Below are 21,382 nucleotides of genomic sequence, written 5' to 3' on the forward strand. Positions count from 1 at the left end.
CCACGAAGGCATTTTTCAACAGGCTGTTAGACGGAAACTTCCGACGGCAGCGCGGTCTGCTCGCGAATGCGCGGCTCTTCTTCCAGGCAGGCCAGCAGGTTCTCTTGGATCGTGATGCAGATGTCGTTGAGCGGCAGGTGGCTGAGTCGCTTCGTCGAGAAGGGGTTCTGCAATTCGACACCGATCTGATCGAGGGACAAGAGCGGATAGGCCACCATCATGACGATGATCGGCGTCATCATGCCCGCCTTGTCGAAGATACCGAACGGCAGGGCCACCAGGTACAGGAACAAGAAGCGGCGAATCTTGACCGAAAAGGCCTTGGCCAGCGGCGTCTTCAAGATGCGTTCGCAGGCGCCGATGTGATCGATGAGCAGATCTCGTTGCTGTTCGGCCTGCATGAAGGCGAAGCGGTCGAGTTGTTCGCTGTCGAGCGCCTGACGCAAAAGTTGTGCAATCCGTCCGGCCACGTACACCGGCATGTGCTGCGCGGCGACCAATTCCTCGGTCTCGCGCTTGCCGATCAGTTGCTGCATGTCGTCGATGTTGAACTCGCCTCGCAGGCTATGGCGGCAAGCGTGCGAAAAGGCGGCCGTCCAGCGGACAACACGGTTGCGCCATTCGTTGTCGCGGGGACCGTAGGCGAGGGAGATCTGCGCCAAGTTACGCGATTGATTGACGATACCACCCCACAGCTTGCGACCCTCGTACCAGCGATCGTACCCCGAGTTCGTGCGCAGCACGAGCAGCAAGGCCAGGACCACACCGATCAGCTCGTACGGCGCGACTCCCGAGGTGGGAATCCACGTCGAATTGGCGCCGATCACCCAGACCAAGGTGGCAAACAGGCCGAACACCGCCAGCCGCCCCTTGATCTCGGGCGTTACCGAGTTGTGGATGGTGAAAACTTCGGACCAGAATTCTCTGCGTTCGCGTTTTGTCACAAATTGCCTCGATTGTTTCTCTGTGATTCGATGATCGCTCATTTAGGCGGCGACATAGGCCGCGCATCTTTGTCGATCTAGCAAGTCGAGTGCCGTGTCGCCGATGAGTCGGTACATCAAACGATGGCTCTGCGCCGCGCCCATCACGACCAGATCGGCCTGCCACTTCTGGGCATAGGGGGGCACGACGTGTCGCACCTTGCCGCAGGCAAATCCGGTTTCGAGAACGGGACGCCGCGCCAGGCAGTAATCGGCCATCTCGCGCAACGACCGTTTCGCCTCTCCCTCGTCTTTGCCAATGGCCAGCAGACGATGATCGGCGGCGCCGAAGGCGCCCTGATTGACGAAAGAACGGATCGCACGTCCCGAGGCTTCGCTTCCCTCGTAAATCATCAGTACCCGTTCGATTTTGGCGAGCTCGGGATGTACGGCCAGTAAGGGATAGACTCCCCGTCGCAACAGGTCGATCAGGTCCGTGCGGCTGAGATGGTCGTCGCTCTGTTCGGCGGCTGTCGAGCATCGGGGCGAGGTAACCAACACATCATGAAACCGCGACTCGCGAGCCAGCACCTGCAACGGATTGCCCTCCGCGCGGCGCACGTCGAAGTCCAGCCCCGCCCCGAGACACGCTTGCGTCATTCGCGCCCGGGCGACTTCGTGTTGCAGTTCCACGGTCGCGCGACGGTTCTGCTCCAGGGCGGCGTAGACGGCCGATTCTCCCTGGTTGGCTGCCTCGGCCCGACGAGTGTCGTACAGCGTGACGGCGCGTAGCCGGGCGTCGCACTCTTGCGCCAGCGCAACGCCCAGGCGGATCACTGCCTCGGCCTTGCTCGTTCCGGCGAGATGGAGCAGGACGCTGTTGAGCATGATTCGACCGTCGCGGTGGGGAAAAAGCCGGGAATTGCCGACCCTATTGCTGTGGTCAAATGACGCTTCCTGGCTACACTCTAAAAATCCCGGTTGTTGACAACAATTCGGCTTCTATGGACTGGGAGATCAAAAATGTCGAAGTCGTGTGTGTTTTCTATGGATCGGTTCGAAAATCGGGCTGTTTTGGCGGCTCGAGCGATCCAACGAAAGGTTTGATACGTAAACAAGAAGTTACGAAGACACCCAGGCGCCTCGGTGGTTGCTAGCGACCCCGAGCTCGTTCGGTCGGGAACGAGAGTGCCAAGCGGTCCCCCTATTCATGAAATAGGTAGCAATACCATGCGCCCAGCCGACCCTGCGCTCGAAGTCTGCGCGCCCAATGGCTCGCCTCTCTCTCCGCGGCTCCTCGAGAATCTGCAAGAGCTGAATTTCTCGCATCTGCTCTATTTCTGGACGGTGGCGCGCGATGGCAGCATTGCCAGTGCCTGCCATCGTCTCCAATTGAGCCAGCCCACGATCAGTATGCAGATTCGCAAGCTCGAGCGGTCGTTGGGGCATCGCTTGTTCGACCGTTCCGGGCGGAATCTCGTCCTGACCGACGTGGGACGCACCGTGTTCGACTATGCGGACGAGATGTTCTCCCTCGGTCGCGAACTGCTCAGCACGATGCGCGGATTGCCCGGCAAACGCTCGGGCCGGCTACACGTGGGTATTCCTACCCACCTGCCGAAGATCATCACCTATCGCTTGCTCGACCCGACGTTGCGGCTGCCGGACAAGGTGCAATTGATCTGCCACGAGGCCGAGTTGAGCGAGCTGGTCAACGGACTCACGCGGCACCGTTTCGACGTCATCCTGACCGATACGCCGATCCACTCGTCGACGAGCGTGCGTTGCTTCAGCCATCCGCTGGGCGAATGCGACATCGCGATCTGCGGCGTGCCGTCGATGGCCGCCAAGTATCGCGGTCGATTTCCCGAATCGCTCGATGGGGCGCCCTTCCTGTTGCCGACCTCGGCGACCGATCTGCGCCGTACGCTCGACCGCTGGTTCGATAGCCGCTCGTATCGACCGAATATCGTGGCCGAGTTCGACGACAGCGCGCTGATGAAAGAATTCGGCGGTGGCGGCGAAGGACTCTTCCCGATGCCCACGGCGGTGGCGCCCGATGTCGAACGCCAATACGGCGTCGAAATGATCGGTCGCTTGCCCGACTCACGCGTGCGGTACTTTGCCGTGACGACCGAGCGCAAGCTGACGCACCCGGCCACGGTGGTTATTGCCCAAACGGCACGATCCGGCTTGTTGAGCGAGCCGGAAGAGTAAGGCCGGCTCGCGATCAGGCGAGCAGCGCGACGGCAGACGCTAGCGTCAGGCTCAACCCGTGCGCAGCCGGTCTTCCAGCGCTCGCACCGCTTCGTCGGCGTTCCAGGTGCGCTGCGACAAGGTGACCGGGGCACGGTTCGAGACCCAGTCGTTCACCTTTTGCTGGGCGGAGAGAACCGTCGCGTGGCTGCGGCGACCGAAGTAGGTGCCGATCTCGGCCAGCGCCGCCCGCGTGTGCTTGCGCGCCAGCCACATGGCGAACATGCGTGGATAACTCACCTCTTTCGCCTTGCGCGACGATTGCAGGCTGCGCGGCTCGAGACCGAACACCTGGCAGACGGCCCGCTCGATATCGGCCATGCGGACCGGACGCGCCGAACGCTGGATCATGTCCCCCAGCGCGTCCTGCGCCAGCGCGAGATCAATCGGACAACCCAGCGCCTGGCTGGTGGCGTGCAGACGATGGAGCGCGCCGGCCAGCGCGCGCGGGTGCGAGGTGATCTGCTCGGCCACAAAATCGGCGACGGCGGCCGGTACCTCGAGCTGCATCTGCCGCGCCACACGCGTCACGATCCCGCGACGGGTCTCGTACTCGGGCTGCTCGACGCGGCACAGCATGCCCCCTTCGAGCCGGGTGATTAACTCATCTCCCAACTCGGGGATCTCGTTCGGAGCGCGGTCTGATGCCAGCACGATCTGCCGCCCCATCTCGGCGAGCGTGCCGACCGTATAGAGCAACTCGACCAGCGTTGCTCGTTTGCCCGCGAAGAATTGCAGGTCGTCGATCAGCAGCAGACCCACGCCACGATATTTGCGCCGAAAGTTGGGGAGCCCGCTGCGGTTCAAGGCTTCGAGAAAGAAGCTCGTGAATTGCTCGGCAGTGAGGTAGACCGCGCCGCCGGGGAGACGCTTCTGCATCGCCGCCGACCAGATGCCCTCGAGCAGGTGGGTCTTTCCCACGCCGGTGGAACCATAGATCACCAGGGGCGAAAGCGTCCCCGGCCGTTCCGTCGACATGACCGCCGAAGTATGGGCCAGGCGATTCGATGCCCCGACCACGAACTCGTCGAGCCGCGCGAAGCGGCGGCGCGTGGGCACCGTATCGTTCGCTGCCATGGGAAACTTAAGCGTTACCTCTTCCCCCGCCGCGCCGGGGAGGGCTGGCGCCGGCGGAGAAGCGATGCGCCGTTGGCGAGGAGATCGAGCTGAGGGGGCCCCTGCCGCCGCGCGCAGCGGCTCGGCCGGGGGCACGACTACCTGCGGAGACGGCCTCTTCGCCGTTTCCTGCGGCACTGGGGCCGTGGCGTCATCCCCCTCGGTCGCCACGCTGGAGACGACAAAGCGGACGCTGGCCGAGGTGCCGATCACGTCACGGGCACAAGCTTCGATCTTCGTGCGGAAGTTGCGCCGCAGCCAATCGTGGAAGAACTGACTCGTCGCGCGGACCGTGACGATGGTGCCCGTGACGTCGAAATGCGTGTTGGCGCCGAACCAAAGCTCAAAGCTCTGTTGGCCGAGCGACTCGGCCAATGCGTCACGCAATTGGATTACGACGTCCCTATCGTTCACGCGTATCTTCCCTGACGTCCCCAGCGCGCGGACTTCGCGCAGCGTACCGGCGGAGGCTCATGCATACCGCAGGCGCGCAATCTTAGGTGGCGAAGTTAGGCAGAGGAATAAACTCTAGAAGTGCATCGCGCGACGAGCCGCGTGGCCCCACCCCCGACGTGGCGAGCGTTCGCGACGCGGCCGGCGATTCCGCCTGAAAAGCTGCGGCCGCGGACTGTGCGATCGATCGCTGGTGCGTCTGCGTTTGGCGGCGTTGTTTGGCTGGCGTCGTCCCCGCGCGAGTCACGTTTCCGTGTCACCCGAGCAGCCGATTGTACGCCTGCTAGCTTGGCTGTCAAAGAGAAAAGAACGACGTTCTTCGCGCGCCAAAATCGTCGGCGAAGGGCGTCGACATTTCGTGCGGGAATCTGTGAATATCTTCTCGCGCCAAGCCCCCAAAAAATATTTTTCCGCTCGGCGCGACGTCGCGTGCAAAACCTGTTGGCACCGCGCCACTCGTCGTGACGCAACTCGACGGACGATGTTGCCGAAACGCCGCCCGCCACTAACTTTCCAGCAATCGCACGAACACACTGCGCCGATCCCACGCCAAAAAACCGCAGGCCGAGTACATCTTCAGCGCCGGTTCGTTGGCGGCATCGACGGCGAGGACGAGTTTGCCGCGTGCGGCACAACGCGCGCGCCATTGCGCGTAACGCGCGACGTCCATCCCTAGTGTACGTCCGCGCACCTCGGGCGCGAGACCCATGTACACGAGTTCCCATTGATCGTGTGCCGGATAATCCGACAGGAGCAGGCAACCCACGTCCCGATCACCTTTGCGCACGAAGAACCACGGAGCCGCGGCGGCCGTGCCCGTCGGTCGATAACCCTCGATCACGTCGCGCATCTCTCTCGCGCCGTCGAGTTCGGGGCAATCGCGACTATCGACATAGGTTCGTTCGATGATTTGGGCGAGGCGTGCTTCCTCTCCCGCCTCGACCGGCACGAACTCGAGCGGCGTGCTTGGCATGGTATCGGGGAAATGATCGCGCGTGCTGACCAGATAAAGCAGGTCGACCCTGTGCTGAAGCCCAGAGGTCGCGAGCGCGGTAGCGGCGCATCCTGTATCGGTCTCGAGCAAGGACTGAACAAGCCGCACGTGCTCGCGGCGACAATGCACCAGCGCCGCCGCAATCAAGCGTGGCGCCAATTCGTCGTACGACGCGGTATCGGTCGTGCCGGGCGCGTGTAACAACGCCGTGCGCCCAGGCTGTACTTCGACGAGCACCCCCCCCAGCAGCCGGCCACGATCGCGGGCCACGAGCAGCTCGGCCTGGGACGGGGAGCCGGAAGAAACTGAATTCAACAAGGCGGCGAGGTGTCGCTCGCGTTCTTCGAGAGGAAGACGCCGGCAGAGAAGTGCTAGCGCCGCGCGGCGGTCTGCCAGAGCACAGGGTGCGATTACTACAGATGGATCGTCGTCATCGGTCGTCATGACCGGCAGAATACCGCAGAGTGTAGGTTTTCGTCACGCGGGTTGTGCCGAACACACGACGAGTAGGCTATATACTAGGAGGCGGTTCCCCGTGTTCTCTTCGGCAGGAGTCTGTGCCATGCGGTGCCTGGCCCTCGTAACGCTCTGTACGCTTGCTGGGTGGCTGCCTGGGGGCGTACTGGCCCAAGACCCCGTCGAACGCATGCAACGCGACATTCGCCGCGAGTCGGGCGAGGAGGACGATTCTGCCGCGCGCGAGCCGGGCTATCTCGGCCTGATCGGAGACGCCCCCGAACAAAACGGCTCGGGCGTGCAGGTGCGCGAGATCTATTCCGGCGGCCCGGCCGATCTGGCGGGCATCAAGCCGGGGGACATCATCCTGCTGGTGGCCGAACGCAATATCGGCGGTGTCGGCGATCTCGGGGCGATTCTCACGGCCAATCAGCCCGGTAGCAAGTTGATCTTCACCATCCAGCGCGAAGAAAACGAATTCGAGGTGATGGTCACGCTCGGCCGCCGTCCGAACAGACCCCACTCGGTCGCTATGGCCAAATCGGGCCAGCCCGCTCCGGCCGGCACGACGCCTCCGGCCAGCGGCTCGTTGTTGGGACTGCGCGCCCTGCCGGTCACCGAATCGGTGGCGCTTTCCCTGGGGCTGCCGCGCGCGGCAGGGGCCTTGGTAACACGCGTCGTGACGGGATCACCGGCGGAGCTGGCTGGCATACCCGAGGGGGCCGTTATCGTGGCGCTCGATGGCAAGGATGTCGCCGATGCGCAAGACCTGGCCGACCGCGTCCGCGCCCTTGGTCCCGGGAAGACGATTGACCTGGCCATGTACCTCGACGGCAAGCTGCACACCCGCCAGGTTCGCCTGGGAAGCACGATGCAGAGCGATGCGCCGGCCGGCGTGCCCGGTCTCCCCCCGGAAGGGAATGTTGCTGCTCCCAACGTCTCGGGTGGTCCACAACTGGGCACACCCTCGAGCAGCGGCGGATCGGTTCAATTGCACGCGCTCGAGCAAAAGATCGGCCAGCTCGAGGAACGCCTCGCGCGCATCGAGCGTCTGCTGGAACAGATCCTGGTTAAGGAAAGTGTTCCCGCGCCGGTCGGCGAGATCGACATCGACACCGTCGAAACGACCGCGGCCCCCCTTCCGCAATAGCGTCGAAAGGGACAGCGGAGCAAACAACGCTGCACTTCAATCGTCAGCCGTCGCGCGGACGAACATCTCGTCGATCAACCGCCGCGGCGCCCCGATATCGAGGACCTCGACGCGACCGGTATATTGCTCGGCGCTGACGGTGAAGAATCCCGGTTTCGCCGCGACGAACGTGCAGGTGATCCGCGCTTGGATCGTGTGACGCGCGGGCTGCCCCGTGTCGCAATCCAGACCACTGGGCAGATCGACCGCGAGAATCGGCACGCGCGACGCATTGAGCACGTCGATCACGCGATCGATCGGCGGACGCGGCTCTCCCGTGGCTCCCGTGCCGAGCAGGGCATCGACCCCCCAGCCAGCCCCTGACAGCGCCGACGAAAGCTTCGCCGTGGGATCGTCGTCGGGGGAGATGATCTCGATCGGCAGCCTGGCACGCGCGATGATCGCGTAGTTGGCCGCCGCATCGCCCGTGAGCATCGCGGGATCGGACCACAAGAAGACTCGCACCTTGTGGCCGCGCAGATCTAGGTGCCGGGCGATGACGAATCCATCACCGGCGTTGTTGCCTCGCCCGCAGCAGATCACCACCTCTCCCGAGATCTCTTCACGACAGAGGATGTCGACCACGCCACGGCCCGCGTTCTCCATCAAGACCAGCCCCGAGAGGCCGTACTCCTCGATGGCCCGCCGGTCGACGTCGCGTACTTGCTGGCGGTTGAGGGTCCGCATGAGAGATCCGGCCAGTCCAGCAATTCAAATCGGCACTCTGGACAAGCTAGCAGTGCCACACGAGGTGCGCTAGGCACGAGCTGTAGTTATCAAATCGCATTGGCCATGGCGGTAAGCTGCACCACGGCCCGTTTTTGCTCTTTCTCGAGGTACTCGCGTCCCTTCTTCACATTCACGTGATCCCAGGGGAGTCGATCGGCCAGTCCGTAGGGCTGGTGCAACGTGGCCTGTACGTCGATGCCGAGCTCGGCCATCGCGTCCCACCAGAGTTTTGGATTGGCATGCTCGTGCCAGCTATCGAGCCGCGCCCCGCGGCGCCAGGCGAGCTCGATCACGTCCGCCATGCGGCGATCGCCCCGGCTCAAGGCCCCTTCGAGCAGGCTGGTTTCGACGTTGTGGCACTTGACGCTCACCGCGCGGTTGCGGACGCGCCGCTTCATATAGTCGTGCGCCCAGCGGAAATACTCGCGCGTCTGCATGCCGTTCCATTGATAGGGCGTATGCGCCTTGGGAACGAAGTTCGACACGCTCGCCGTGACGCGGGCAAAGCGGCCCGTCTCGTCGCGGCCGATTTGCGCAATGTGCTCGGCCATTTCCACGATGCCGTCGAGATCCACCTCGCGCTCGCCCGGCAAGCCGCAGAGGAAGTAGAGCTTCACCTTCTCGAAGCCGCGGCTGAAGGCGAAGCGGCAACCTTCGTACAGGTCGTCGTTCTTGATCTTCTTGCGGATCTGCTCGCGCATGTCGTCGCGGGCCACCTCGGGGGCCAACGTGAGGCCCGAGCGGCGATCCGTCGTCAAGAGCGAGGCGATTGTGCGGAGTTGCTCGTTCACGCGCAGGCTGGGGATGGCGATGTTCACCCCCAGCGGCTGGAACGTCTCCTGCAAGCGCCGCATGAGCTGCTCGAAATGGGGATAGTCGCTCGTCGAGAGGGAGAGGATCGAGATTTCGTTGTAGCCCGTGTTGCGATAGCTCTCGAGCGCGGCCGAGACGATCGTTTCCACCTCGCGTATGCGCAAGGGACGCTTGATGACGGTGCTCTGGCAGAAACGGCACTGCCAGGGGCAGCCGCGCATGATCTCGATGGCAATGCGATCGTGAACGCACTCGACGAACGGCACGATCGGCGCCGTCGGCAATGGGATGCCATCGAGATCGGAGATCACCGACGGCTCGATCGTCTCGGGAATGCCCTCGCGCGTGGGATGCAACTTGACGAACCGGCCCTCGGCGCCATATTCCGGTTCGTAAAAGCGCGGCACGTAGGCGTAGGGAATTCGCCGGGCCATGTCGGCCAGCACGTCGGCGCGTGCCTCGCGACTGGCGGCCTCGGTTCGCCAGGGGGCGTCGCCCCGCGCCTCGCGACGCAACTCCAGCCATTCGTCGCAGATCACCGGCAGGCTCGGTTCGCCGTCGCCGGTGATGAAAATGTCGACGAACGGCGCCAGCGGCTCGGGATTCTGCGCGCACGGTCCCCCCGCGATGATCAGCGGATGCTCGAGCGTGCGTTCTTCAGCCCGCAGCGGGATGCCCCCCAGATCGAGCATCGTGAGGAGGTTGGTCGCGCAGATTTCATATTGCAGGCTGAATCCCAACACGTCGAAATCGACGAGCGGCGTGAAGGTCTCGAGGGAATAGAGGGGCGTTCCCGAGTTGCGGAGCGCCGCCTCCATGTCGAGCTCAGGGGTGAAGACCCGTTCGCAGGCCCAATCGTCGCGTTGATTGGTGAGCGAATAAAGGACCTGCAGGCCGTGATGGCTCATGCCGATCGAGTAGGTATCGGGGAAGGCGAGGCACAGCCGCCCGCGGACCGTGCGATGGTCTTTGGCGATGACGTTGAGCTCGCCCCCGACGTACTGTGCGGGCGAACGGACGCCCGGCAGCAGGCGACCGACGACGTAATCCTTGAGGCGTTGATTGAGCATTTTTACAGTTCTAATGGTGCAGCGCCCCGCTCGATCCGGCTGCTCGCGGAAGTGTCCTCAATTATGGCGGATAGGGTGGCTGGAAAACAGGCCAATGGGTGCGATAATCTCTCGTGGACTCGCCCTCGCTGACGCTTTTTGAAGTCGCGCTTTTCGCGAAATCCCAATGCGAAGCGTGAGTTTTGAAGTGGCGCGATTCGATCCGGATCTGGCGACGCGCAAAAATCCTCGGCCAGCGCGGTGGCCGAAAATCAACGGCGCAACAAGCCTCGCACCCGTGTACAGTGGTAGGTCAGGTACCCCGTACCTGACACTTGTTCGACTCGGCCACGTCAAAGTGCTCGAGCATGCCATGTGCAAAGTGGCACGGGCTGTCTAGCCTGTGCAGACGCTACGAGTGGTGCGCGATGGTGCGCGTACCAACACCTCCTACGAGGCCACCAATACCCGGTTGAGAAGCACGAGCGCCCAGCCTGATCCTCGATACGCAAGTGCCCACCACCGCACCGCTTGCAACGAATCCGCTGCTCCTGGGGCGACCGAGTGGTGCGCGATGGTGCGCATGGTGCGCGAACCAACACAATTCGCTCGAAAAGCGCAACTTCAAAACGGACGCTTCGGGTTGTGCTCTTGGCTCCACGCCGCACTACATCACAATCCAAAGCGTCAGCGAGGGAACTCACCGGGCGACAGTCCGCGGCGATTTCGATTCGGACGGCCTCAACCGGCGACACGCGCCGCGCACAATGCCGCGAAGCAGCCGAAGAGTTTCTCCGCAAGCTGGTGCATCGCGGGCAGTCGCGCGGGAGTCTCGGCACGGATTCGCGCCGGATCGATATAGTCAAGCTCCGCCAGTTCCTGGCGGCCGGCCGGTTCGCTGAGCCAGTGCTCGATGATCTCGTGCGTTACCTCGGCGTGGAACTGCACGCCATAGGCGGTCTCGCCATAGCGGAACGCTTGTTGCACGCACGACTCGCCACGGCAGAGTTGCACGGCGCCGTCGGGCAACTCGAACGTGTCGCCGTGCCATTGGAAGACCCTCTCGCGCGGAGCGAAGTGTGCGAAGAGAGGGTCGCCCGCCGCCTCGGCTGTCGGTGCGAGGTCGTACCAGCCGATTTCCTTGACGGGATTGCGATCCACGCGCGCTCCCAACGACCTGGCCAGCAACTGCGCGCCCAGGCAAATGCCAAGAACAGGTACCTGGTGATCGACTGCCGCGCGAATCCAGTCCATCTCGGGCAAAAGAAACGGATGCTGCTCGGTCTCGTCCGTGTTCATCGCGCCCCCGAGCACGATGAGTCCCGCCAGTTGTTGCGGATCGAACGCGCGTAGCGATTCGCGCGACAGATCGAGATACGAGTAAACGAGCCCCGCCTGTCGCAAGGCCAACTCGGCGACGCCCAGAGACTCCTCGGCCGTATGGCGAAACACGAGCACAGGTCGCATGACGGCACCTATTTGCCCGCGAATCGAGCCAGCGCCTCGCGATTCAATTCGATGCCCAGCCCGGGCTTCTCCGGAATCGCCAGCATTCCCTCGGCATCGAGGCGGAATGGCTCGGTAATGATCTGTTCGATGTACGGCGCCGGGGTCAGGTACTCGACAAACCGCGCCACTGGCATGGCAGCGGCCAATTGCAGATCGGCCGCCACGCCCACGGCGGTGTTCCAGCCGTGACTGACCATTTGAATGTTGTGGTCGTACGCCATCCAGGCGATGCGCCGCGCCTCGCTCAGGCCGCCACATTTCGTGGCGTCGGGTTGCACGATGTCGAACGCGCCGCGTTCAATCCAGGTTTGAAACGTCTGCCGCCGCGTGAGGACTTCGCCCCCGGCAATCGGTACCGGCGCGTGACGCCGCAGTTGCACGAAGCCCTCGATATCGTCGGGGGGGAGGGGTTCTTCGAACCAGCCGATGTTGTACTGCGCGAGCATCTGGGCCGTGCGCAGGGCCCACTTGTAGCCGTGCGGCCAGAACTGTTCGCTCCCCCCCGCGTCGACCAGGAGCTCGACGCCGTCCCCCACGGTGTCGCGGGCCGTGCGGACAAGCAACTCGTCGTAGCGCGAGTCGCGGCGGCCGAAGGGACGCCAGCCCAACTTGATGGCGCGAAAGCCGCGCGACGTGGTCGCCTGTAACTTGTCGCGCAGCTTGGCCGGCTCGTCGAACAAGATCGATCCATACGGCTTGATCTTCGTGCGATAGCAACCCCCCAGCAGACGTGAGACCGGCTGGTTGCAGAGCTTGCCGAAGAGATCCCACAGCGCGATATCGATGCCGGAGATGACGTGCTCGACCGTGCCGCCACGCCCCTGCCAGAAGCTCGATTGCCGCAGCTTTTCGCTGACGCGCTCGGGCTCGACGGCCGACTCGTGCAGCCATTGCGGCCGGAGAAACTCGACGCCGGCCTCGACCAGTTGCGAGCTGGTAAAGACGCTGCCGACGCCGGTGGGGCCCTCGTCGGTGATGACCTCGACCAGGGCGTGCAGATCGTCTTCGGCCTCGTGGGCGTCGGGCCAGCCACCGTCGACGGTGCCGCCCAGCAGGCGATGGACGCGAATATCGGTGATTTTCATGCCGCACAGCTTACCGGCCGCGGCGAGCGCGGGCAAAGGGGCGACCGCGCTGGCGACAACCGCGACGGGCTCCCTGGACGTTCGTCGCTTTGCCTGCCTTCGGCCGCTTCGTACACTCAAGGATAGGAACAGCACTTCCGAGCGACTTCTCATCCCGCAACGGCACTCGCCCACGATGCCCGATCCGACGCCCATTTTGTCGACGTCTTGCTCGCCCGGACACGCGGCGCGCCATGGCGGCCGAAGACGACACACGCTGGCCGTGTGGCTGTTGTGCCTTCCTGGATTGCTCCTCGTGGCCGGTTGCGGTGGTTGTGGCGAATCGAGTCCGACGGAGTTGAGCGAGAAGGAGAAGCAGGAGCAGGCCAAGAGGGAACAAGAACAGGCCGAATTCCTGCTCGGCACGTTGCGGACCGAGCCGAACGGACTCGATAAACGGGACGCCTCGACGCCGACGATTCCCTACAAGCCGGGGCATTGGACCAGTGCGACGCTCGTCGCGCAGGCGAGCCGAGAGAATCTGGACGGAAGAATCGAGACCGTGCCGCTCGCGCTGCCAGGCACACCTTATCGCTTAGGGGCAGAGCGCAACGCGGTTCTCGCCAAAGGAGAGGCTCGCCAGTTCGAGTTTATTTTCTTTCCCCCCGCGGGCCAACAGGATGCCGACGGTCGCGAGCGATCGTCGTTGGAGTCCGAATTGACGACGGCCTCGGGGCGCATGCTGGTGAACCGCCACGACGTGTTGTCTCCGATGCCCGCCTACCAGTATTTCTTCGTGGTGTTGGCGGCGGAGCCGGATCGATATTCTTTCTTCCGGCGGCTCGACTCGGTGCGTGCTCCTTCGGAGGGGCTCGACTCCGAATTCGACATGCACTATCGGGTGCTGTTGCCCAACGTGAAGATGCACGTGCCTCTCCCGTCGAGCTCGCTCTGTTGGACGTCGACGGCCTTCCTGCTGTGGGATCGCTTCGATCCGGCGCGACTCACCCCCGACCAGAAAACGGCGCTCGTCGATTGGTTGCACTGGGGTGGGCAACTCATCGTCAGTGGGCCCGATACGCTCGACGTGCTGGCCGCGGGTTTTCTCAAGCCCTACGTGCCGGCCGATCCAGGCGGTACGGTCTTGTGGACGGCTGGCGATCTGTCGCGACTCACCGTCGATGACTGGGAGATGGAGGGGCCCAAGTTGACCGATGATCGTGAATGGACCGGCGTCGAATTGCAGCCTCGAACGGAGGGCGTCACGCTGGTCACGAGTGGTGACCGTCCGATGATCGTCGAGCGGCGCGTGGGACGCGGTCGTATCGTCGCCACGGCTTTTAGCCTCACCGAACCGGAACTGCGAGCCTGGCCCAAGTTCGACACGCTGTTCAATGCTGCCCTGCTGCGCCGCCCGGCCCGGCGATTCGTACTCGTCAAAGGAATGGATGTCGCGACCGATCTGCTCGAGGAAGTACAGGGAGCGAACGACGCGGAGAAGGCGAAGGATGAATTCGAGCAGGATACGTTTCTAGTCGAATGGGCCGATGGCCACCCGCGCGACGACGCGGCGCGCACGTCGCGCGTGCGAATCTTTTCGCGAGATTCTTCCGCGCGAGCGCCGCTCGATGGTTCGGCCGAGGTACAGCACGGCGTCGAGGCGCCGCTCACGTCGGGCATGCCAGGCTACGCCCCGCCGGCGACGCGCTACGGCTCCGGTGTGGCGGGCTGGAATTCCCGATCGAGCCTGACGAATAGCGTGGCGCAGGTCCTCACCGATGCGGCCGGCATCACCATTCCCGAGGCCACCTTCGTGGTCAAGGTGATGGCGCTCTACCTCGCCGTGCTCGTGCCGTTGAACTGGCTCGTGTTTCGAGTGCTGGGTCGCGTCGAGTGGGCCTGGGTCGCGATGCCGCTGCTGTCGATCGCCTTCACGGTGCTGGTCGTGCGTTGGGCGCAGTTGGATATCGGCTTTGTTCGCTCCGAGACGGACGTGGCCGTCGTCGAACTGTACGACGGCTACGATCGGGCGCACGTCACGCATTACTCGGTGCTCTACACGTCGCTGGCCACGCGCTTTGCCGCGGTTTTCGAGGGGACTGCCGTGGTGCAGCCACTGCCGCGCGAGAAAGGGGCCTTCGACGGGCTCGGCAGCGACGATCTCGTCCTGGCACAGGGGACGACCACGCGGCTCACGGGATTCACCGTCGCGTCGAACTCGACCGGCATGCTGCATGGCGAGCAGATGCAGAACGTGGGGGGAGCGCTGCGTGTGGGCCGTGCTGCGGCGGGGGGCTGGCAGGTGACGAACGAAACCAGTCTCACCATTCGCGGGGCCGGTGTGCTATCGGCAGAGGGTGCCGCCTGGATCGGCGAGCTCGCCCCCGGCGCCGGCGCGGTCTTGAAGTTCGCCCCCTTCGATCCAGCCACGCTCTGGCAAGCAGAACTCGACGGGTCGCCAGAGACCGATGAATCCGCGGCGCCGGGATCGCTGAACGTGCGGCGACTGTACCGTATGAATGCGGATGATTTCGCCCAAACCTTTGCCGGCATGCGATTGATCGGCTGGACCGACGCCGGCCCGAGCGGCATGTCGATCGAACCGGCCGTTTCGCAACAAAGAAAGATGGCTTTCGTGGTGGCGCATTTGCAGACGCCGGAATTGAGCCGCCCGGCCGACGATATTGGCACGCCCCATCTACCGATCGACGACCAGGCGGAACCAGAGATGGACCCCAGCGAGAACCCGGCCTCGGCATCGTCCCCCCCCGCGGCCAACGCTGCCACGCAATCCACCGCAGCAAGTGCCGGGGGCATGCCATGATCGAGTTGATCGACTTCGGCAAGGATTATGGCGACTTCACGGCCGTCGAATGCCTGAACCTGAAAATCGAGGCGGGGGAATTATTCGGCTTCATCGGTCCCAATGGCGCCGGCAAGAGTACCACGATTCGCTTCCTGGCCACGTTGCTCAAGGCTAGCCGCGGCGATGGACGCGTGAACGGGCATAGCGTGGCCCGCGATCCCATGTCGGTGCGGCGCAGCATCGGCTATATGCCCGACAATTTCGGCGTCTACGACGGCATGCGCGTCTGGGAGTTCTTGGATTTCTTTGCCGTCGCCTACCAGATTCCGCGCGCGCGTCGCAAGCAGGTGATCAGCGACGTGCTCGAACTGCTTGATCTGGCGCACAAGCGCGACGACTTCGTGAACGGCCTTTCGCGCGGGATGAAGCAGCGGCTCTGCTTGGCGAAGACGCTCGTTCACGATCCGCCGGTGTTGATTCTCGACGAGCCTTCGAGCGGTCTCGATCCGCGCGCTCGCCTCGAGGTGAAGGCCCTGCTCAAGGAACTGTGCCGGATGGGAAAGACGATTCTCATCTCGAGCCACATTCTTACCGAGTTGGCCGACTGTTGTACGTCGATTGGTATCATCGAGCGCGGCCAGATGCTCATGCACGGACCGATCGATGACGTCTATCGTCGCATTCGGCGCAATCGCGTGATCGATATCCGCGTGAACGATCGGGTCGACGTGGCCCTCTCGGTGGTGCGCAGCCGGCCCGAGACGTTGAACGTCGAGAGTATCGATCACGCGATTCAAGCCGAACTGGCGACCGACGACGATGGTGTCGCGTTGCTGTTGCAGCAGTTGCTGGCCGCCGGGGTGGCCGTGCGTTCCTTTGCCGAGAAGGAGCCCACGCTCGAGGACGTGTTCATGCTGGTCACGAAAGGATTGGTCACCTAGGACCAGCGGCAACCATGTACCTCCGCGAAAATAGCGTTCTCCAGCGCGAGCTGCTGCTCAATCTGCGGCGCAAGCGGGCCTTTCTGTTGCTGCTGGGCTACCTGGCCGTGTTGGGGGCGGTCGTGTACGTCGCCTGGCCGCAAGAGAAGCAGATCGACCTGATGACATCGGCCGCGTCGCAGCCGCTGGTGAATCTCTTCTTCGCCGCGCAGTTCCTGCTCGTCTCGCTGCTGGCGCCGAGTTTCGCCGCCGGCGCGATCACCGGAGAGAAGGAACGTCAGACCTACGAGATGCTGCTGGCCAGCCCCTTGCGCCCCGCCGCGATTCTGTTGGGCAAGTGGCTCGCCTCGCTCGTGCCGCTGGTGGTGTTGATCTTCGCCTCGCTGCCGATCGTCATGCTCTGCCTGCCGCTGGGGGGCACTTCATTTTACGAAGTGCTGGCGGCCTACGCGGCTTTGATCCTAGCCATCGTGGCCTTTGGGTTGGTGAGCCTTGCCTGCAGCAGCTATTTCCAGCGCAGCGTGGCGGCGCACGTCGTGTCGTACCTGTTGATCCTGCCCGCCGCGCTGGCGCTGGCCGCTTTCTGGCAGACGACCTCCGGCATGTTTCGCCTGGTGACGTTCGCGACCGTGCTGCCGCTGGCAACCCTGGCGATCTGCGTGCCGCTCTTCCGGCGCACCGCGCAGCGTCTGCTGCATCCGCCCGATCTCGGCGCCGAGGGGCGCGAAGTGGTGGACGAAGATCGCGAGCGGCGCGAGGCGGTCTTCCTGGTGATTCATCGCGGGCAGTTTCCCGACAACCTCTTCGCGCCCGCCAAACGGGACGATCTGCTCGAGGACGGCGCGAATCCGGTCCTCGACAAGGAGATGCGGAGCGAGGTCTTCAGTCAGGGAACGCTGATGATGCGCGTCGTCATCCAGATCTCGATGGCGCTGGCCATCCCGTTGATGTTCTATAGCTTTTATTACGATGATCCCGGCCGGGCCCCCTGGTACGTGAACTACGTTGTGCTGTTCAACCTGCTCGTGGGGCCCGTCTTCTCTGCCGGGGCGATGACGAGCGAGCGCGAGCGGCAAACGCTGGAGTTGCTGCTGACGACCGCCCTATCGCCGTGGCAGATCTTGTGGGCGAAGCTGATCTCGGGCTGGCGCGTGTCGGCCGTGTTGACGAGCTTTCTGCTGTGGCCGTTGTTGCTCGCGTGTGTGCTCGTGCCCGACTATTGGAACAACCTGCCGGCGATGGCGTGGTACGTGGTCATCGTCTTGTTGGCCAGTGTCGTCACGACGACCGTGGCGCTGGCCATGTCGGTCGTGTGCCGCACGTCGATGATCAGTCTGGCGATGAGCTACCTGGTGTTGCTCGTGTTGTTCGCGGTTCCTCCGGCGGTGCAGTATTTTTCGGAAGAGTTTCTGCCCGACTCGCCGTGGACCGCACGCATGCCCGCGGCATCGATCACCAGTCCCTTCTCGGCTGCGCTGAGCGTGCCGCTGGAGATCGAACAATCGCCCTTCCGCCGGAATGCGACGACGATGACCTTCGACACGGCCGAGTATCGTGCGTGGCCCGTTTATCGGTTTTTCACGGCGTTTTACGTCGTGACGATTCCGCTGCTCGTCGCCGGCATGACGTGGTTTTTTCGGCGATGCTGGCGCGTGGTGTAAACACCAAAACCGTCACTGGGTGTCACTGCGGTGGCGAATGGATCAACTGCGAGGCATTGAGTTCGTCTCGGTTCAGAGAGAACGAAATGCGCGTAGCAGTGATCTGCTGAATCGTCCTTCCGGCACGAGTGACCGTGATGGTCGCGGGTCGTTTGGCATCTCCTCTCAGAAGCAGCGTACCGGTCGCTTCGTCGTAGGATTGCCGTGGCGCGGACCAGGTGACCGTAGGAATGGCACTCGCTAACTCAATCGAGTTCGGTCCTTGCTCCGCCGCGATAGAAAACAGGGCTGCCAGCAGCATGGACTCCAACATGGGCGATCCTCCGTGAGAAAACGAGCCAGATATCACGAAAGCCACGAGTGCAACAGATCGTAGCAGCCTTCGGTCTAAGAGCCCAAGGGCGTTTTCCGTCTGGCCGACGGCACGAAGCGGAATTGACCCAGTTTTGTCGGTCGACGTAGAATCCCGCCTCGCGGTGGTTCATCCAAGCCACCGGCACTTTGGGAGCTGGCCATGGATGGCCTCGTCCGGCAGGAAATCGAGACGGCAATCGCGGGCTCCGCACCGAGCATACCTGGTCGCTCGACCGCGCGGTTGATCGTCGCGCTCGCGGTGGGGTTGGCTCTCCCCGTAATGGCAGCGAAACTGGTGCTGCTCCCCTTCCCGGTGACCACTCCGCTCGAATTCGTGCGGTGGCTGCTGCGACTGGGCATCGTGGCCGCGGCGGATTTGTCTTTCATCATCTATCTTGCCGTGCTGTGCTCGCTGGTGGCGCTCGTCGGAGCGAATTTACCGTGGTTGCGAGGCAACGGTTGGCGTCGCACCGGTCACTTCTGCCTCGTGGTGACATTTCTCTTAGCGGGGGTATATGCCGTCGCCAGTGTGCCGATGTTTCGGCTGGCAATGGTCCCGCTGACCGTGGAACTCCTGTCGTTCAGCGGAGGGCCGTCGCTGATGGCCTCGTCGTTGTCGGGTTTCTTGCAGATCGGGACCGTCCTGGCGCTTATCGCGGTGCCTTGCACATTGTACGCCTGTGTGTCGATCGCTCGTCGCGTCCCGTCCTTCGGGCGTGGCGAAGTAGCGGTCGCGCGGCAGATCGCTCTACTTGTCGCTATGGCGCTCGCGGCCTTTCTGCTGAGCCACGGCAGCCGCATGTATATCGAGCGAAACTGGACCGATCCTAACCGCTGGGAACGACGCATCGCCGCTTGCCCTCATACCGTCTTCCTGAGTTCGTGCGTCGACGAACTCTTCAAAGCAGACCGGCTGACGCTGTCGTTCGATCCGGCGGAGGTCGACACATCCGATTTCGAGCCAAGCTTAGCCCGGGCAGGTGTCCAAGAGCAGCAGGTCAGAGCAGCATCTGCCGTGCGACCTGCGAGCGCAGTAGAGGCGTCAACCGTCGTGCCGGTCACGGCGATTTCCAAGCGCGACGTGCTACCACTCCAGGGCCGCCCACAAAACCTGATCGTGATTGTGCTCGAATCGGTCGGGGCGAACTATCTCGGCCTGTACGGCGCCCCGTACGACAACACGCCTTACCTGGAAGCGCGCGCGGCGCGCGGCGGACTCGTGCTCGAGCACGTTTATGCCCACGCCGCCTCGAGCCCGAAATCGCTGGTCGCGCTCACCGCCAGCGTTATTCCACGCGTCGACTGGAAGCTGATTACGCGCGATTCGCCGAACTTCGACGTGCCCCTCTTGCCGCAGGTGCTGCACGCGCGCGGCTATCGCACGTGCTATCTCCACTCGGGCTATTGGGGGTGGAAGAAGCGCGACAGCTTCTTACATCGTCGCGGAGTGGAGACGATCCTCGATGCCACGAATCTGCCGGCGCCGGAGTTGTTCTCTTGGGGCATCTCGGACGATGCGCTGTTCCAGGCCGCCTTGCGCTGGATCGACGAGGATCGCACGCGCCCCTTTCATGCCCTGTTGTGGACGATCGAGACACATCACCCTTACATCGCGGGGGACGATCCGCGCGACTTCGGCGTTGAGGATGAGGAATTGAATCGCTACCTGAACGCCATCCGCAACGTCGATCGCCGCATCGAACGGTTGATGCAGGAACTCGAACGGCGCGGGCTGGCCGACGATACCGTGGTCGCCATTACGGGCGATCACGGCGAAGTCTTCGGCCAGCACGGCCAGCGCGTGCATAGCTTTGGCATCTATCAGGAGAACGTTCGTGTTCCGGCCGTGCTGCTGCACCCGTCGTTGGCCCGTGGCCCTCGGCACCATGAGTCGGTAGTGCAACAGATCGATCTGCCGGCCACGCTGCTAGGCCTGCTCGATGTGCCGGCGCCCAATAGTTGGCAGGGGCGAGATATTCTTCACGACCGTCCGCTGCCACGAGCATATTTCTTCTCGACCGGCAACGAGGTGCTCCTTGGCCTGCGCGAAGGAGACTTGAAATACCACTATCACGTCAGCGGCGGATACGAAGAACTGTTCGATCTGGCGCGCGATCCGCAAGAGCTAACGAACGTCGCGGAGCAATTCCCGGGCAAGTGCGCGGAATTCCGCCGCCGAGTTGGCGGGCTCGTGCGCGCCCAGCGCGGGTTTCTCGCCGCGCATGGCTCACCCTAAGGTCCCCAAACGCAACATGCCTAGACTCGTTCGAGCCTAGGCATGCGGCAAATTCATTCTGTCGTCGCAACCCGGTGGTTGCGGCGCGAAGCGGACTACCAGGCGGCCCGCAGCACGTTGCGCACCGGCTGACCGGGCACAAACACGCGCGGTCGCACCACGACCGGACGACCGACGAAGACCGGAGCAGGCGACACCACGACCGGCGCCGGGCGGAAGACCATCGTCGGCGCCGGCGACATCACCGTGACCGGCTGAGGCGGCAGGAACGTGACGGTCGGCTGCGGCGCGAAGAAGGTGGTGGTCGGCACCACGACCGGCGATTGAACGACGGTCGGCTGAACGAAGGTCTGCTCGACGACGCCCGGCTGCCAGACCGGCACCGGAGTGACCGTCTCGACCACGGGCGAGAAGACCTGATACGGCACCACGACCTGGGCCTGGGCCGAAGCCGCCCAACCCAAAGCCAATGCCACGCACGCTACGGCAGTGATACCTCTCATCGCGCACATCCTTTCCTATTCCAAGTTGCTCGTGGGTGACAGCCGCATGCGACACGCCGTCGCGATGCAGCCGGAAGCGAACCCAACGCAATCACCGTTGCTTATGGACCTGAATAGAAATCTAGCCCGCGCAATCACTACGGGCAAGCAACTCGACGATTTCGTCACAGCTTCGCGAACGCAGCTCGCAGCAAGCATGCGGTTTGCCTGCTAGCATGCGTAAACTGCGGTGACTTTTCGTCTTGGCGGCGTCACGCCGGCAACTGACAACATCCCTATAACCGGTACGAGGCGCCATGCGTTGGGATCGTGCAGGCTCGAGGCCGGACA

Annotated in this window: 16 protein-coding genes; 6 read left to right on the forward strand and 10 right to left on the reverse strand. The window is 63.5% G+C overall.

From position 1 onward, the window contains the following. Positions 1 to 26: 26 nt before the first annotated feature. Both KF708_00005 and KF708_00010 read right to left on the reverse strand, forming a co-directional pair. On the reverse strand, positions 27 to 986 hold the full coding sequence (locus KF708_00005) for a hypothetical protein (protein MBX3411067.1): 960 nt from the start codon (positions 984 to 986) through the stop codon (positions 27 to 29). Then, positions 987 to 1,811: a universal stress protein gene (locus KF708_00010; GenBank protein MBX3411068.1), complete on the reverse strand. Its 825-nt coding sequence runs from the start codon at positions 1,809 to 1,811 to the stop codon at positions 987 to 989. Positions 1,812 to 2,228: 417 nt separating this feature from the next. Here KF708_00010 and KF708_00015 point away from each other — a divergent pair, with 417 nt between their 5' ends. Beyond that, on the forward strand, positions 2,229 to 3,140 hold the full coding sequence (locus KF708_00015) for a LysR family transcriptional regulator (GenBank protein MBX3411069.1): 912 nt from the start codon (positions 2,229 to 2,231) through the stop codon (positions 3,138 to 3,140). Positions 3,141 to 3,191: 51 nt separating this feature from the next. Here the strand turns inward: KF708_00015 and dnaA are convergent, their stop codons facing one another. Together dnaA and KF708_00025 are read right to left on the reverse strand one after the other, a co-directional pair. Then, complete coding sequence (dnaA, locus tag KF708_00020; GenBank protein ID MBX3411070.1) at positions 3,192 to 4,709, reverse strand: chromosomal replication initiator protein DnaA; 1,518 nt, start codon at positions 4,707 to 4,709, stop codon at positions 3,192 to 3,194. Between the two features lie 544 nt (positions 4,710 to 5,253). Beyond that, entirely contained in the window at positions 5,254 to 6,186 is a 933-nt protein-coding gene (locus tag KF708_00025) for a GNAT family N-acetyltransferase (protein ID MBX3411071.1), read from the reverse strand. A gap of 118 nt (positions 6,187 to 6,304) precedes the next feature. Here KF708_00025 and KF708_00030 point away from each other — a divergent pair, with 118 nt between their 5' ends. Beyond that, positions 6,305 to 7,348 carry a PDZ domain-containing protein gene (locus KF708_00030; protein MBX3411072.1) on the forward strand — a complete coding sequence of 348 codons (1,044 nt, stop codon included), beginning with the start codon at positions 6,305 to 6,307 and terminating at the stop codon, positions 7,346 to 7,348. A gap of 36 nt (positions 7,349 to 7,384) precedes the next feature. Here KF708_00030 and KF708_00035 read toward each other — a convergent pair whose 3' ends face one another. The 4 genes from KF708_00035 to KF708_00050 all read right to left on the reverse strand — a co-directional run bounded on the left by KF708_00035 (position 7,385) and on the right by KF708_00050 (position 12,572). After that, positions 7,385 to 8,074 (reverse strand): NAD(P)H-hydrate epimerase, encoded by a 690-nt coding sequence (locus KF708_00035; GenBank protein MBX3411073.1) that lies wholly within the window; start codon positions 8,072 to 8,074, stop codon positions 7,385 to 7,387. An 89-nt stretch (positions 8,075 to 8,163) separates the two neighbouring features. Beyond that, complete coding sequence (locus KF708_00040) at positions 8,164 to 9,999, reverse strand: TIGR03960 family B12-binding radical SAM protein (GenBank protein ID MBX3411074.1); 1,836 nt, start codon at positions 9,997 to 9,999, stop codon at positions 8,164 to 8,166. A 720-nt stretch (positions 10,000 to 10,719) separates the two neighbouring features. Continuing rightward, complete coding sequence (locus tag KF708_00045; protein ID MBX3411075.1) at positions 10,720 to 11,445, reverse strand: gamma-glutamyl-gamma-aminobutyrate hydrolase family protein; 726 nt, start codon at positions 11,443 to 11,445, stop codon at positions 10,720 to 10,722. 8 nt (positions 11,446 to 11,453) lie between these two features. Continuing rightward, positions 11,454 to 12,572, reverse strand: a complete 1,119-nt coding sequence (locus tag KF708_00050; protein ID MBX3411076.1) for a mandelate racemase/muconate lactonizing enzyme family protein — start codon at positions 12,570 to 12,572, stop codon at positions 11,454 to 11,456. A gap of 262 nt (positions 12,573 to 12,834) precedes the next feature. On the opposite strand from KF708_00050, the gene KF708_00055 reads away from it, so the two are divergent. From KF708_00055 to KF708_00065, 3 genes are read left to right on the forward strand one after another with little or no spacing between them, the layout of a single operon-like run. Further along, positions 12,835 to 15,375: a hypothetical protein gene (locus tag KF708_00055; GenBank protein MBX3411077.1), complete on the forward strand. Its 2,541-nt coding sequence runs from the start codon at positions 12,835 to 12,837 to the stop codon at positions 15,373 to 15,375. Continuing rightward, entirely contained in the window at positions 15,372 to 16,298 is a 927-nt protein-coding gene (locus KF708_00060) for an ABC transporter ATP-binding protein (GenBank protein ID MBX3411078.1), read from the forward strand. The genes KF708_00055 and KF708_00060 overlap by 4 nt, the downstream gene beginning before the upstream one ends. Positions 16,299 to 16,312: 14 nt before the next feature. After that, positions 16,313 to 17,959, forward strand: a complete 1,647-nt coding sequence (locus KF708_00065; GenBank protein ID MBX3411079.1) for an ABC transporter permease subunit — start codon at positions 16,313 to 16,315, stop codon at positions 17,957 to 17,959. A 22-nt stretch (positions 17,960 to 17,981) separates the two neighbouring features. Here the strand turns inward: KF708_00065 and KF708_00070 are convergent, their stop codons facing one another. After that, positions 17,982 to 18,272 carry a hypothetical protein gene (locus KF708_00070; GenBank protein MBX3411080.1) on the reverse strand — a complete coding sequence of 97 codons (291 nt, stop codon included), beginning with the start codon at positions 18,270 to 18,272 and terminating at the stop codon, positions 17,982 to 17,984. A 201-nt stretch (positions 18,273 to 18,473) separates the two neighbouring features. Here KF708_00070 and KF708_00075 point away from each other — a divergent pair, with 201 nt between their 5' ends. Next, the gene (locus KF708_00075) at positions 18,474 to 20,549 is read left to right on the forward strand and encodes an LTA synthase family protein (protein ID MBX3411081.1); all 2,076 of its coding nucleotides are present in this window, start codon (positions 18,474 to 18,476) and stop codon (positions 20,547 to 20,549) included. Positions 20,550 to 20,644: 95 nt separating this feature from the next. Here KF708_00075 and KF708_00080 read toward each other — a convergent pair whose 3' ends face one another. Beyond that, entirely contained in the window at positions 20,645 to 21,052 is a 408-nt protein-coding gene (locus KF708_00080) for a hypothetical protein (protein ID MBX3411082.1), read from the reverse strand. Between the last annotated feature and the right edge of the window lie 330 nt (positions 21,053 to 21,382).

The organism is Pirellulales bacterium, assembly GCA_019636335.1.
GTDB lineage: Bacteria > Planctomycetota > Planctomycetia > Pirellulales > JAEUIK01 > JAHBXR01.